The sequence below is a fragment of the Massilia litorea genome, assembly GCF_015101885.1.
Lineage (GTDB): Bacteria > Pseudomonadota > Gammaproteobacteria > Burkholderiales > Burkholderiaceae_D > Telluria > Telluria litorea.
The window spans coordinates 2,059,603-2,073,173 of the sequence record NZ_CP062941.1 but is presented as its reverse complement, the minus strand read 5'-3'; the positions used below and the strand labels follow the sequence as shown (position 1 = coordinate 2,073,173).

The following is a 13,571-nucleotide window of genomic DNA, read 5'->3' as shown; positions in this document are numbered from 1 at the left end:
CTCCTTACGCCGCCTGGTACAGGGTGACCACGCAGGCGCCGCCCAGGCCCAGGTTGTGCTGAAGAGCCGTGCGTGCATTCGCCACCTGGCGGGCGCCGGCGCTGCCGCGCAGCTGGTGGGTCAGTTCAAAACACTGGGCCAGGCCCGTGGCGCCGAGCGGGTGTCCTTTTGAGAGCAGGCCGCCCGAGGGATTGGTGACGACCTTGCCGCCATAGGTGTTGTCGCCGTCGCGGATGAATTTGTCCGCGCCGCCTTCCGGGCACAGGCCGAGGGCTTCATAGGTAATCAGTTCGTTGTGCGCGAAGCAGTCGTGCAGCTCGACCACATCGAGGTCGTCCGGGCCGATGCCGCTCTGCGCGTAGACTTTGGCGGCGGCTTCGCGGCTCATCTCGTAGCCGACCAGGCGCATCATGTCGTTCGCTTCGAAGGTGCTGGCACGGTCGGTCGTCATTGCCTGGGCGGCGATGAACACGTCGGCGCGCAGGCCGCGCTTCTTCGCGAATTCTTCCGAGACCAGCACGGCCGCGGCGGCGCCGCAGGTCGGCGGGCAGGCCATCAGGCGCGTCATCACGCCGGGCCAGATCATCGGCGCGTCGAGCACGTCCTGCGCAGTGACTTCCTTCCTGAACAGCGCCAGCGGGTTGTTCGCGGCGTGGCGGCTGGCCTTGGCGCGGATCCGGGCAAAGGCTTCCAGGGGCGTACCGTATTTTTCCATGTGCGCCAGGCCCGCGCCGCCGAAGTAGCGCAGCGCCAGCGGGATTTCCGGTTTGCCCACCAGGCGGTCGGTGACGGCGTCGAAATCGTCGAAGGGCGCCGGGCGGTCGGTGAAGACCGAGCCGAGGGCGCCGGGGCTCATCTGCTCGAAGCCGAGCACCAGCACGCAGTCGGCGGCGCCGCTGGCGATCGCCTGGCGCGCCAGGAACAGGGCCGTCGAGCCGGTCGAGCAGTTGTTGTTGACGTTGACGATCGGGATGCCGGTCATGCCGACGCCATACAGCGCCTTCTGGCCGCAGGTCGAGTCGCCGTACACGTAGCCGGCATAGGCCTGCTCGATGTCACTGTAGTCGACGCCGGCGTCCTGCAGGGCGGCGCGCGCTGCTTCCGCCGCCATGACGTGGTACGGCGCGCTCGCGCCCGGCTTGGCGAAGGGGATCATGCCCACGCCCGTGACGAATACCTTGTTCATGCTGTCTCCTGTTTGTGTTCGTGGCTGTAACCGCCTTTATCGAATCGATTATAGCCAGCCAGAGCCGGGCTGGACCCGCCAGCCTCCCGAGGCAATCCTCTATTTTCCGGCCATGTCGGCATCGTCGCTTATACTGGTGCGATTCCACCTTGATAAGGAGCCGTCCTGCATGCATCATGAACTCAGCCTGATCACCACCATCGCCGCCGCCCTCGGCTTCGGCCTCATCTTCGGCATGCTCGCCGTGCGCCTGAAACTGCCGGCCCTGGTGGGGTATCTCGCCGCCGGCATCGTCATCGGGCCGGCCACGCCGGGCTTCGTTGCCGACGTCGGGCTGGCCTCGCAACTGGCCGAGATCGGTGTGATGCTGCTGATGTTCGGGGTCGGCCTGCACTTTTCATTGCGCGACCTGCTCGACGTACGCAAGATCGCCCTGCCCGGCGCGGTGCTGCAGATCGCGGTCGCGACCGCGATGGGCATGGGCATGGCGTACATGTGGGGCTGGAGCCTCGGTGCGGGCCTGGTATTCGGCCTGGCGCTGTCGGTGGCCAGTACCGTGGTGCTGCTGCGCGCGCTCGAAGGGCGCGGCATCCTCGACTCGATGAACGGCCGCATCGCGGTCGGCTGGCTGGTGGTCGAAGACCTGGTCACGGTGCTGGTGCTGGTGCTGCTGCCGGCGCTCGCCGGTCCGCTCGGCGGCAAGGGTGCCGACGGCGCCGGGGGGGCAGATGCATCGCTTCTATATGCGCTCGGTAAAACGCTGCTGCAGGTGGGCGCCTTTGTCGCCTTCATGCTGATCGTCGGCCGCAAACTGTTTCCCTGGTTCCTGTGGCGGGTTGCCAAGACGGCCTCGCGCGAACTGTTTACGCTGGCGGTGATTGCCGCCGCGGTCGGCATCGCCTATGGCTCCTCGGAGCTGTTCGGGGTCTCGTTCGCGCTGGGCGCCTTCTTTGCCGGCATGGTGCTGCGCGAGTCGGACCTCTCCCACCGCGCCGCCGAAGAGTCGCTGCCCTTGCGCGACGCGTTCTCGGTGCTGTTCTTCGTCTCGGTCGGCATGCTGTTCGATCCGGCGGTGCTGGTCGACAGCCCGGTGAAGGTGCTGGCAGTGGTCGCCGTCATCATTTTCGGCAAGTCGATCGCGGCCATGGTGCTGGTGCTGGCCCTGCGCTATCCGTTGAATACGGCGATCACGGTTTCGGCCAGCCTGGCGCAGATCGGCGAATTCTCCTTCATCCTGGCGGCGCTCGGCATTTCGCTGGAACTGATGCCGAAAGAGGGGCAAAGCCTGATCCTGGCCGGCGCCATCATCTCGATCGCCGTCAATCCGCTGCTGTTCAAGGCGATCGAGCCGCTGCAGCGCTGGCTGCGCGCGAATTCAGAGGCCGTGCGCAAGCTCGAAGCTTCGCCCGATCCGCTGGCCGAACTGCCGATGACGGTGCCGCACGAACGCCTGACCGGGCAGGTGGTGCTGGTCGGTTTCGGCCGCGTGGGACGGCGCATCGCCGACGAACTGACTGCGCAGGGCGTGCACTTCGTCGTCGCCGAACAGAACCGCGAACTGGTCGAAGCGCTGCGCCGGCGCGACCAGCCGGCGGTGGTCGGCAATGCGGCCGAACCGGCGGTGCTGATCCAGGCCCATATCGCGCGTGCGGCGGTGCTGGTGATCGCCACGCCCGACACCTTCCACGTCCGCAAGATGGTCGAGACGGCAACCATGCTCAATCCGGCGATCCGCTGCGTGGTGCGTACGCATAACGAGGAAGAGGCAGAGCTGCTGCGCAGGGATACGGGCGGCAAGGTCTTCCTCGGCGAGCATGAGCTGGCGGGGAGCATGACGCGGTATGTGATGCAGACGCTGAAAGAGAAGGAACACCAGCACTGAGAGGGCTGCGCGTATCGGTGGGCGCGGGGCGCCCACCCTACGAAAAACAACAGGCCGAGGCAGGTGTAGGGGTGGGCGGGACCAATGGCCTCGCCCACAGTTTCATCGGGCACCCCGTGCCCACCATTCCGTGCGCATCGGCCAACAATAAAAAATGCCCGCTGGCGCATCACGCACAGCGGGCATTTTTTGTTGACGCCAGATCTCAGGCTGCGACCATCTCCCCGGTCTCCGAGCACAGTTTCAGGTTCGCGTGCTTCGGTGCGAAGTGCAGCAAGTCCTTGTGCTCTTCCAGCAGCGCGAACACGGCGTCCTTCGACAGTACGTATTGCTCGAGCAGCGTGTCCTTCAGCGACTCGATCAGCGCGCGGTAGTCGCGCATCGCGCCCAGCGTGTAGCTATACAGTTCGTCGGCCTTTTCTTCCATCTGGCGCAGCGTGTGCTCGCCGCTGGCGTCGTTTTTCAACTGGCTGTAGTCGATCTTCGAGCGCGAGTACATCGACAGGCGGTTGACCATCAGGTTGAGCATCTTGGTGACCTTCTCGATGTCGTTCTGGGCGCCGACCGAGATGCCGCGGGCGCCGTAGAACAGCTCTTCGGCCGCCATGCCGCCGTACAGCCCGACCACGTCGCGCTCGAGCTCTTCCAGCGTGCGCAGCGACATGTCGTCACCCGACTGCAGCACGTAACCGAGGGCGCCGATCTTCGACACCGCTTCCGTCGAAATCTTCAGCAGGTGCGACTTTTCCTTCACTTCGGCCAGGGAGAGGCCGGCACGCAGGTGCGGGTCGATCTGCATGAAGAAGTGGCCCAGTTCGTGCAGGGCGATGCGCTCGCGCTGCTTGTGCTTCTCGGCCGTGGTGGCGCGGTCGGTCAGGCCGATCGTGGCGCGCTCGTAGGCACGGAACAGCAGATCGGTATTGATGATCGTCTTTTCCTGGATCGACAGCATCGAAGCACGTTCGACCACGGTTTCCAGCAGGGCCGGACTCAGGTTCTGCGTGATTTCCGCCACCTGGTCCAGGTCGAGGTCGTTGTAGTCGACCAGGCCCTCTTTTTTACGCGACAGGAAGCTCTTGATCAGTTCGCGGCGCTCGCCCTTGTTCGGCAGGCGGAAGTTGATCTTGACCGAGAAGCGGCGCAGCATCGCTTCGTCCATCTCGGTCGAGGCGTCGTCGAAATTCGAAGCAATGACCCAGATGACGCCCTGGCCCTTGTCGCTTTTCACGCCGTCCAGCAGGCCGAGCAGGGTGTTGGCGGTATCGTCTTCCCATTTCTTTTCGCTGCGGCCGCGCGGCATGAACAGGCTCTGGCCTTCATCGAGGAAGATGATGCATTTGCCCTTGGCGCAAGCCTTGCGGTACAGGGCGTTCAGGGCTTTCGAGCCGCCGCCGACGTAACCCGATTCCAGGGCCGAGCCCGACGCCGAGATCAGCGGCAGGTTCAGGCGCTTGGCCAGGTAGCCGACCAGCTTCGTCTTGCCGGTACCGGCAGGCCCGGTCAGCATCACGTTGAACGGCTTGTCGATGTTGTGCGACGCGTACTCGTCGCGGTTGCGGATCATGTCTTCCAGGTGCAGCACTTCCTGCTTGATGTCTTCCATGCCGATCAGGTCGTCCATGCTGCCCTTGAGCTTGTCCGGCATGATCATCGTGGCGCTGGCACCCATGCCCGGGATACCGAACTTCAGGCTGTAGACGATCAACAGCAACAGCACGATCTCGAAAGCGTGGCGCTTCAGGAAGTCGGCCGCGTCGGCGCCCACCGAGCCGCCTTCGTCGAGCACGCTCTTGTGCGAGGCCAGGAACTCGTCCTTGGCGATCGAATACGGAATCGCATTCTTGAGCAGCACTTCGCGCTCGAGCGACAGGTGCGAGGTGCTCGGCACCTTGACCACGTGCAGCGCGGGCGCATCCTTGAACTTGAAGACATAGCGCGGCGACTCCGACAGCGGCTTGGCCACCATCAGGTAGTCGAGCTTGTCTTTCTGGCCGGCCAGGCGCGTGATTTCAGAAATGTCCTGCGAATGCACGACCGGGCTTGGATCCTGCGGCGCGTCAGCCGTATAGATCGCAATGCCAGTGACCGCGCCCAGCAGGACAGCGGCAGCGATGCGTACATAAATGTTCTTGAGGGCAATCTGAAGTCGGGCAAAATTGGGCATGTTCGTGACTTTACAAATGGTTGGTGCGCGGCTGCGACAGTGCAAACAGCGGTTGCCGTTCCAAATGAAACTGTCGGAAAGGCGGCGGCTCTTGGAGGCCGTAGATATGCCGAACATATGAGTTCGACATCATTTTGATGCCTTGGGGCAATAGGGATAGAGAGACTATACCCGTAAAGAAAACGCAGATGTATACGCCACGCTTAAAATTTCTTGATCGGGCTCATAGCTGGAAACCTTGACAACGCAATTCGTTGTCGGCCTGGCAAAAAATGCAGTATCACGCGTGGTCATTATGGAAAACAGTTAATACAGTTTCAATGAGAGGCGACGAAAAGCTTGACTGCTTGGCATTGTCGGATTGACTCCCTGTCGCATTTCTTTCACAGGTTTGCGGACTTCCACGATGATGCGCGGCGACTTGCCGCCGAGCTGTTTTCGGCACGAATCGAACGTCGGTGCGTCACGGCGTTTTGCGCTGCCGACCAGCATTTCCGAGCTGCAGGAACCCGAGGTTTCCGCCATGATGCTGGTCGGCCTGATCCTGCTCGGCTATCGGGCGCGTCGGCACAGCAGCGAAAAATTCAAGTAAAGCGTCAAGCAGGTACAGGAGTCGGCACGAGGCGAACTCGTTACGCTCCTGGCGGCGCCATCGCCGGCTCATTGCACAGCGCATAGAGCTTGCACAAGGTATTCCAGTTGCGCGAGGTCGTGTTGTCGCCCAGCTGCTTGCCGAGCGCGGTGGCTGCGGCACTGGCCAGCACGCCTTCCGGACACCAGACATACGCCGCACGCTGGCCGAGCGCCAGCGCCTCGCTGCCCCAGGCCTGTTCGCACAGGGGCGCGACCGCTGCGCGCAGGGCGGCGTCGCCAAGGATGAACACGAGCAGGCGCGCATGGTCGCTCGCCTGCTCCAGCACCGTATTCTCGGCCAGCACGGTGGCCAGTTCCTCGCGGCTGAGCACCATCACCTTGGCGGCAACGCCGAGTTTCAGCACCATCTGTTCTTCGATCGCGGCCGCGGCCGCAACTGCTTCGACCCCATCGGCGGCGAACACGAGGTTGCCGCTGTTGAGGACGCTGCGCACGTCGGTATAGCCAAGCTCCTCGAGCAGCTTGCGCAAATCGGCCATGGCCACGCGCTTGGCGCGGCCGACGTTGATCCCGCGGATCAGGGCAATGTAGCGTTGACTCGTCATGGGCTCATGGTACCGCCCACAGGGAGTGGGACGGTACCCGCTTACGTTCTCTTACTTTATCGTTTACTTGACCAGGCCTTCTTCGCGCAGCGCCTGCTGCACGGCCGGACGCGCGGCAACGCGGGCGCGGTACTCGCCCAGCACCGGCCAGGCGTCCAGGCTCACTTTCAGGAAATCGGTCCAGCCGAGCACCGTGAACAGGTAGGCATCGGCCACACTGAAATTCGTTTCCAGGTAGTCGCGGCCGTTCAGTTGCGAGGCGACGTAGTCGAGGCGCAGCGCGAGCATCTTGTGTGCGTGGGCCTTCATGTCCTCGGTCGCGGCCGGGTTGAACAGCGGGCCGAAGTTCTTGTGCAATTCGGCGGAGACGAAGTTCAGCCAGCCGATGACTTTATAACGCGCGACATCGCCGACGGGCGGCAGCAGGGCCGCGCCCGGCGCCAGATCGGCCAGGTACTGGACGATGGCCGGGCCTTCGGTCAGCAGCGTGCCGTCGTCCAGCGCCAGGGCCGGCACATAGCCTTTCGGATTGATGGCGCGGTAGTTGTCGCCGCCGGCGGTCTTCTTTTCGCGCAGGTCGACGCGTTCGGACGTGAATGCCAGGCCGGCCTCGAGCAGGACGATGTGAGGAGACAGCGAGCAGGCGCCGGGGCTGAAGTACAGTTTCATTGGTGTCCTTGATCTGGTGGTGATAGACACGCCGGGCTGCATGAAAGGCAGGTCCGGCGAAGCATGGCGAGAATACAATAATCGGCGCACCAGCGCTTGGGACGGCGCAGAAAAGGCCAGGGACGCGGCAAGGCCGTGGCGGACGCGCGAGCGCACGGCAAGCTGGGCAAATGAAAGGGAAAACGGAAACGACAACGCATCCGGCAGGCAAGCGCCAGCGGGACACGAAAAAGAACAGGCAGCGCGCGCGGCGTCGCTCAGGACGCCGGGCCGCTGCCTGGCTTTACCGAAGGCATGGCAATGAGACTTGCCATGCCGTCGATATTAGTGCGCATAGTTGCCGGACGACGAAGGCGTAGCCTCGTTGTTCTGCGATTGCTGCTGTTGCTGCTGCTGTTGGGCGGCTGCCGCTTGCGCTGCCTTCTCTTCTGGCTTCGGACGGCCCTGGGCGTCGGACAGGCGATACTTGGTACGGCGGTCGCCCATCAAGTCGCGCAGGTCGCGAATGCTCATGCCGGTCACTTCGTGCATGCGGATCAGCAGCGAGGCGCCGACCGGCAGGCGGTGGTGGCGGATTTTGCTGATAACCGGTGGAGCCACCTCGAGCATGCGCGACAGGGCCGCGTCGTTCTTCAGCTGCATCTTGCCGAGCAAGATGTCGAGCAGGTGGTTGGGGTTGTAGCTTTCCTGCGATGACAAAGCATGGTGTGCCATGATTTTTACCTCGTAAAGTGAATAAAATAGTTCCGCTACGAACTTTGTTAATGACTGTGCTTCCGTCAACATAAGTTCCCGGACACGCTCTTGGGCCATTAAACAGAACGAGTCTGAGTCCTAGCTTAAAAACAATGCCGACATACATCCGTCCTGCTTGATACTCCCCCGAACGCACTTGTCTTTCAAACAAATTATCAGACCCTTACGAACCCTTCGTGTCCGTCCCGAGCACATGAGTCATTGTTGGAAATCAAGCTATCGTGTGGAAAGCTTGTCACATAGGCATTTCAACACATGGGGATAATTTGTGGCGCACGCAAGAGATTTTTTTTGGTAATTTGTGTAAAAGAATTTGGATCGAAGGTCTTGATTTACAACAGGAAATATATTGAGCAAACGCTGACTCTGCCTTAGTCCCAGCGATTTAATTCCTGCGCGCAATTTAACAATCTGGCTAGAATGGCAATCGTTTCAGACCGGGCAACACATCATTCCAAAACGCATCGAATATCGCCCATGCATAAGCCGTTTTTTGGTGAGCAAGACCAAATTACGGTAAACTGGCTTGTCGCCTTGCCACGGCTCCCGCCTTCCTTTCTCACCAAACACATGCAGAAAAAAGTATTTATCAAGACCTTTGGTTGCCAGATGAACGAGTACGACTCGGACAAGATGGCGGACGTCCTCGGCGCGTCCGACGGGCTCGTGCGTACCGAGACGCCCGAGGATGCCGACGTCATTCTCTTTAATACTTGTTCTGTACGAGAAAAGGCTCAGGAAAAAGTATTTTCCGACCTCGGTCGGCTGCGCGCCTTGAAACGCGAGCGTCCCGACCTCATCATTGGTGTAGGCGGATGCGTGGCCTCACAGGAAGGCGAAGCGATCGTCAAGCGCGCGCCGCATGTGGACATGGTGTTCGGGCCGCAGACCCTGCATCGCCTGCCGCAGATGATCCGCGAGCGCCGCAGCACCGGCACGGCCCAGGTCGACATCAGCTTCCCGGAAATCGAGAAGTTCGATCACCTGCCCCCGGCCAAGATCGACGGCCCGGTGGCCTATGTGTCGATCATGGAAGGCTGCAGTAAATATTGCAGTTACTGCGTGGTGCCGTACACCCGCGGCGAGGAAGTGTCGCGCCGCTTCGAGGACGTGCTGACGGAAGTAGCGGGACTGGCTGCCCAGGGCGTCAAGGAAATCATGCTGCTGGGCCAGAACGTGAATGCCTATCGCGGCACGATGGAAAGTGGCGAGACTGCCGATTTTGCCTTGCTGCTCGAATACGTGGCCGACATTCCCGGCATCGAGCGCCTGCGTTTCGTCACCAGCCACCCGAAGGAATTTACGCAGCGCCTGATCGACGCCTACGCGAAGATCCCGCAGCTGGTGAACCACCTGTACCTGCCCGTGCAGCACGGTTCCGACCGCATCCTCGGCGCCATGAAGCGCGGCTATACGGGGCTGGAATACAAATCGATCATTCGCCGCATCCGTGCGGTGCGCCCCGACATCGCGATCTCCTCGGATTTCATCGTGGGATTCCCCGGCGAAACCGATGCCGATTTCGAGGCCATGATGAAGCTGGTGCAGGATGTCGGCTTCGATAACAGTTTCAGTTTTATCTTCAGCAAGCGCCCCGGCACGCCGGCCGCGAACCTGGAAGACGATACCCCGCACGAGGTCAAGTTGGCGCGCCTGCAACGCCTGCAGGCCCTGATCGACGCCAACACGCGCAAGTACAGTGCGGCGATGGTCGGCACGGTCCAGCGCGTGCTCGTCGAGGGACCGTCGAAGAAAGATCCGTCCGAACTGCAAGGCCGCACCGAGAGCAACCGGGTGGTCATTTTCGCGCCGGGCAGCTCGGGACATGCGCTGATCGGCCAGCTGGTCGATGTGCGCGTCACCGAAAGCCTGGATTATTCATTGCGCGGCGAACTCGTCGCCAATCTCGATACGATTGCCATAGCCAGTTGAAAACACAACCGACCCAGCCGTCCTACTTCATTCCCGAGCCGCTCGATAATTCGCGGCTTGCCCACCTGTGCGGTCCGCTCGACGAGAACCTGCGCCAGATCTCGGCGGCGCTCGACGTGACCATCTTCCGCCGCGGCGAGAAATTCATCGTCAACGGCGCCAATGCCGAACGCGCGGTCGAACTGCTCGAACGCTTCTATGCGGTCGCCAACAAGGTCGTGCCGATCGAGGAAGTGCAGTTGGCCCTGGTCGAGCAGCGTGCCGGGCTGAAACCGAAAGCCGAAGGCGCCGACGAGCCGAGCCAGGTCAAGGAAGCCGAGCAGGCCGAGGCGGATGTCGACGAGTCGGAACTCGTCAGCCCGATGCTGAAAACGCGCCGCAGCGACCTGCGCGGCCGTACCCCGCACCAGATCCAGTATTTAAAAGCCGTGCTCGAGCACGACATCAGCTTCGGCATCGGCCCGGCCGGTACCGGTAAAACCTACCTGGCCGTCGCCTGCGCAGTCGACGCACTGGAACGCGACGCCGTGAAACGCATCATCCTGACCCGTCCAGCGGTCGAAGCGGGCGAACGCCTGGGCTTCCTGCCGGGCGACATGAGCCAGAAGGTCGATCCCTACCTGCGTCCGCTGTACGACGCGCTGTACGACCTGCTCGGCTTTGACCGCACCCAAAAGCTGTTCGAGAAGCAGGTCATCGAGATTGCTCCCCTCGCCTACATGCGCGGCCGCACGCTGAACCACGCCTTCGTGATTCTCGACGAGGCGCAGAACACGACCGTCGAGCAAATGAAGATGTTCCTCACGCGCATCGGTTTCGGCAGCAAGGCCGTGGTGACGGGCGACGTCACCCAGGTCGACCTGCATAAAACCCAGCGCAGCGGCCTGGTCGACGCGATGCACGTCCTGAAAGACGTGCGGGGCATCGCCTTTACCCAATTCTCGAGCGCCGACGTGGTGCGCCACCCGCTGGTGGGCCGTATTGTCGATGCCTACGAAAAAGCCACCGCCGTCCAGGAAATGGGCGCCTTGCCAAAACCAACTCCAGTCCGCAATGCAAGAAAAAAATCACCCGCTTGACCTGGACGTCCAGTACCCGGACGCCCGCCTCGAATCGACCATCACGCCTGAACTGGTCGAACGCTGGGTGCGCGCCACCCTGCTTGGCCCGGCCGAGCTGACGATCCGCTTCGTCGACAGTGCCGAGGGGCAAACGCTGAACCGCGACTACCGCGGCAAGGATTACGCCACCAACGTGCTGACCTTCGCTTACAACGAAGGCGAGGAACTGGCGGACGACGAGCCGACCCAGGCCGACATCATCCTGTGCACGGACGTGCTGCAGCGCGAGGCGGACGAACAGAAGAAGACGGTCGAGGAACATGCGGCGCACCTGGTGGTGCATGGCGTGCTGCATGCGCAGGGCTACGACCACGAACATGACGAGGAAGCCGAGGAGATGGAACAGTTCGAGCGCGACATCATGGAAGTGCTCGGGTATCCGGACCCATACGCGGAATAAGTTTACGGCGCGTTCGAGACGAAACGCCGGCGCCGGTGGATTGCCACCCGCGCCGGCTTTTTTTACGCCTTTTTCAACTGCTCGCCGATCGGCAGCTTGCGAATCCGCTTGCCGGTCGCCGCGAACACGGCATTCGCCAGCGCCGGCGCAATGCCCGCCGTGCCCGGCTCGCCGATGCCGCCCGGCTCATCCTTGCTATTCACGATGTGCACTTCGACCTTCGGTGCTTCATTGATGCGCATCATGCGGTAGTCGCCGAAATTGGTCTGCTGCACCCGGCCTTTGTCGATCGTGATCTCGTTCCACAGCGCCGCCGTGGCGCCGAAGATGATGCCGCCTTCCATCTGTGCAACGATGGTGTCCGGATTGACCGTCTGGCCGCAGTCGACCGCGCACACGACGCGGTGCACGCGCACGTCGCCGTCCGGGCCGACCGAGACTTCCGCCACCTGCGCCATATAGCTGCCGAAAGCGAACTGGGTCGAGATGCCGCGCCCGACCTTGCGTCCCGCCACCGGCGCCAGCGGCTTGCCCCAGCCGGCCTTCTGCGCCGCCAGGTTCAGCACGGCCAGGGTACGCGGCGATTTATCGAGTAAAGCGCGGCGGAAGGCAAGCGGGTCCTGCCTGGCCGCCTGTGCCAGTTCGTCGATGAAACTTTCCACGACAAAGACGTTGTGGGTCGGGCCGACGCCGCGCCAGAAGGCGGTCGGCACGCCCTGCGGTTCGTGGCGCACATACTCGACCCGCATGTCGGGAATCGTGTACTGCAAATCGGCCGCACCTTCGACCGCATCCGGATCGACGCCATTTTTCATGGCCGGCGGCGCGAAGCGCGACATGATGGACGAGCCCGTCACCCGATGGAACCAGGCCGCGATATGACCCTTGTCGTCCAGGCGCGCCGACAGCCGGTCCACGTAATATGGGCGGAACATGTCGTGCTGGATATCCTCTTCCCGGGTCCAGATGAATTTGACGGGCCCCTTGGTCAGTTTCGCGAACGCGACCGCCTGGATCACGTAGTCGACTTCCAGGCGCCGGCCGAAGCCGCCACCTAAATAATAGTTGTGGACTTTGACTTTTTCGACCGGAATGCCGGCCACCTTGGCGGCCGCCCCCTGCGCCAGCGCCGGCACCTGTGTGCCGACCCAGAGGTCGCAGCCGTCGGCGCGCAGGTCGACCGTGCAATTCATCGGCTCCATGGTCGCGTGGGCGAGGAAAGGCATTTCGTACACGGCCTCGACCTTGCGTCCGCCTTCCCTGGCCAGCGCCTTGACGGCATCGCCGGCATTCTTCGCCACGGCGCCGCCGCCTTCCGATACCTTCATCATGTCGGCGACGATGCCGGCCAGCGAGACATTGCCGTTGGCGCCATCGTCCCAGCGCGGCGCGGCAGCCAGCAGGCCCTGCTTTGCAGCCCAGAAATGGTCGGCCACGACGGCGACCGCACCCTCCAGGCGCAGCACCTGGCGCACGCCTTTCACGGCCATTGCCTTGGCCTCGTCGACGGCGGCGAGCTTGCCACCCGTGACCGGCGAGGCGGCAACGGCGGCAATGCCCATGTTCGGCAGGCGCGCATCGATGCCGAACAGGGCTGAACCATCCGTCTTGGCCGGCGAATCGAGGCGCTTCATGGTTTTGCCGATCAGCACGAAATCTTCCGGGGCCTTCAGCTTGACGTTCTTCGGCAAGTCCATTTTCGAGGCGGCGTCGACCAGCTCGCCGAAGTGGGCGGAGCGGTTCGAGGCCTGGTGGCGCACGCTGCCGGCCACGACCTGCAATTCATTGGTGTCGACATTCCAGTTTTTCGCGGCAGCCGAGACCAGCACGCTGCGTACCATGGCACCGGCTTCGCGCAGCGGCTTCCAGGCGCCGCGCACCGAGGTCGAACCGCCCGTGACCTGGCCGCCGAGCAAGGGATCGGCATACAGCTCGTTGTTCGCCGGTGCCTGCTCGAGTTTGACTTTCGACAGATCGGCGCCGAGTTCCTCGGCCAGCAGCATCGGCATCGCCGTGAAGGTGCCTTGCCCCATCTCGACCTTGTGGATAATCAGGGTGACGATGCCGCTGCGGTCGATCCGGATAAACGCGTCGCGCGCCAGGCCGGCCGGGGTGTCGGAGTGTTCGGTGCTGGCTGTGCCCACGGCTTTTTCGGGCGGCGCTTCCTTGCGGTCGCCGTCCTTCTGGCAGCCGAACAGCGAGAAACCGAACAGCAGGCCGCCGCCGGCGGTGGCCCCGAGTTGCATGAAACGGCGGCGCGCC

The 13,571-nt window shown here is 62.8% G+C and carries 11 protein-coding genes; 5 read left to right on the top strand and 6 right to left on the bottom strand.

From position 1 onward, the window contains the following. Window positions 1–4: 4 nt before the first annotated feature. Window positions 5–1,186: a lipid-transfer protein gene (locus tag LPB04_RS09260; protein ID WP_193688391.1), complete on the bottom strand. Its 1,182-nt coding sequence runs from the start codon at window positions 1,184–1,186 to the stop codon at window positions 5–7. Between the two features lie 169 nt (window positions 1,187–1,355). On the opposite strand from LPB04_RS09260, the gene ybaL reads away from it, so the two are divergent. Next, entirely contained in the window at window positions 1,356–3,068 is a 1,713-nt protein-coding gene (gene ybaL, locus LPB04_RS09255; RefSeq protein WP_193688390.1) for a YbaL family putative K(+) efflux transporter, read from the top strand. A 205-nt stretch (window positions 3,069–3,273) separates the two neighbouring features. On the opposite strand, the gene LPB04_RS09250 is transcribed toward ybaL, so the two are convergent. Beyond that, window positions 3,274–5,232 (bottom strand): AAA family ATPase, encoded by a 1,959-nt coding sequence (locus LPB04_RS09250; RefSeq protein WP_193688389.1) that lies wholly within the window; start codon window positions 5,230–5,232, stop codon window positions 3,274–3,276. Between the two features lie 406 nt (window positions 5,233–5,638). On the opposite strand from LPB04_RS09250, the gene LPB04_RS09245 reads away from it, so the two are divergent. Further along, complete coding sequence (locus LPB04_RS09245; RefSeq protein WP_193689169.1) at window positions 5,639–5,824, top strand: hypothetical protein; 186 nt, start codon at window positions 5,639–5,641, stop codon at window positions 5,822–5,824. Between the two features lie 40 nt (window positions 5,825–5,864). Here LPB04_RS09245 and LPB04_RS09240 read toward each other — a convergent pair whose 3' ends face one another. The 3 genes from LPB04_RS09240 to LPB04_RS09230 form a co-directional block, all read right to left on the bottom strand. Further along, on the bottom strand, window positions 5,865–6,431 hold the full coding sequence (locus LPB04_RS09240; protein ID WP_193688388.1) for a DUF1697 domain-containing protein: 567 nt from the start codon (window positions 6,429–6,431) through the stop codon (window positions 5,865–5,867). A 63-nt stretch (window positions 6,432–6,494) separates the two neighbouring features. Next, entirely contained in the window at window positions 6,495–7,100 is a 606-nt protein-coding gene (gstA, locus tag LPB04_RS09235; protein WP_193688387.1) for a glutathione transferase GstA, read from the bottom strand. Window positions 7,101–7,424: 324 nt separating this feature from the next. Next, window positions 7,425–7,814: a hypothetical protein gene (locus tag LPB04_RS09230; protein WP_193688386.1), complete on the bottom strand. Its 390-nt coding sequence runs from the start codon at window positions 7,812–7,814 to the stop codon at window positions 7,425–7,427. A gap of 612 nt (window positions 7,815–8,426) precedes the next feature. Between LPB04_RS09230 and miaB the strand changes: the two genes are divergently transcribed. Genes miaB through ybeY form a run of 3 tightly spaced genes read left to right on the top strand, consistent with a single transcriptional unit; the run spans window position 8,427 to window position 11,309 of the window. After that, window positions 8,427–9,788, top strand: a complete 1,362-nt coding sequence (gene miaB, locus LPB04_RS09225; protein WP_193688385.1) for a tRNA (N6-isopentenyl adenosine(37)-C2)-methylthiotransferase MiaB — start codon at window positions 8,427–8,429, stop codon at window positions 9,786–9,788. Then, the gene (locus tag LPB04_RS09220) at window positions 9,785–10,867 is read left to right on the top strand and encodes a PhoH family protein (protein ID WP_193688384.1); all 1,083 of its coding nucleotides are present in this window, start codon (window positions 9,785–9,787) and stop codon (window positions 10,865–10,867) included. Before miaB ends, LPB04_RS09220 begins: the two co-directional genes overlap by 4 nt. After that, window positions 10,842–11,309 (top strand): rRNA maturation RNase YbeY, encoded by a 468-nt coding sequence (ybeY, locus tag LPB04_RS09215; RefSeq protein WP_193688383.1) that lies wholly within the window; start codon window positions 10,842–10,844, stop codon window positions 11,307–11,309. The genes LPB04_RS09220 and ybeY overlap by 26 nt, the downstream gene beginning before the upstream one ends. Before the next feature lie 62 nt (window positions 11,310–11,371). Here the strand turns inward: ybeY and LPB04_RS09210 are convergent, their stop codons facing one another. Continuing rightward, on the bottom strand, window positions 11,372–13,555 hold the full coding sequence (locus tag LPB04_RS09210; protein ID WP_193688923.1) for a xanthine dehydrogenase family protein molybdopterin-binding subunit: 2,184 nt from the start codon (window positions 13,553–13,555) through the stop codon (window positions 11,372–11,374). Window positions 13,556–13,571 lie beyond the last annotated feature (16 nt).

Coding starts and splice junctions, on each gene's coding strand:
- LPB04_RS09240 (WP_193688388.1), bottom strand. CDS start 6,431: ATGACGAGTCAACGCTACATTGCCCTGATCCGCGGGATCAACGTCGGC.
- ybeY (WP_193688383.1), top strand. CDS start 10,842: ATGCAAGAAAAAAATCACCCGCTTGACCTGGACGTCCAGTACCCGGAC.
- LPB04_RS09245 (WP_193689169.1), top strand. CDS start 5,639: ATGATGCGCGGCGACTTGCCGCCGAGCTGTTTTCGGCACGAATCGAAC.
- ybaL (WP_193688390.1), top strand. CDS start 1,356: ATGCATCATGAACTCAGCCTGATCACCACCATCGCCGCCGCCCTCGGC.
- gstA (WP_193688387.1), bottom strand. CDS start 7,100: ATGAAACTGTACTTCAGCCCCGGCGCCTGCTCGCTGTCTCCTCACATC.
- miaB (WP_193688385.1), top strand. CDS start 8,427: ATGCAGAAAAAAGTATTTATCAAGACCTTTGGTTGCCAGATGAACGAG.
- LPB04_RS09250 (WP_193688389.1), bottom strand. CDS start 5,232: ATGCCCAATTTTGCCCGACTTCAGATTGCCCTCAAGAACATTTATGTA.
- LPB04_RS09230 (WP_193688386.1), bottom strand. CDS start 7,814: ATGGCACACCATGCTTTGTCATCGCAGGAAAGCTACAACCCCAACCAC.
- LPB04_RS09260 (WP_193688391.1), bottom strand. CDS start 1,186: ATGAACAAGGTATTCGTCACGGGCGTGGGCATGATCCCCTTCGCCAAG.
- LPB04_RS09210 (WP_193688923.1), bottom strand. CDS start 13,555: ATGCAACTCGGGGCCACCGCCGGCGGCGGCCTGCTGTTCGGTTTCTCG.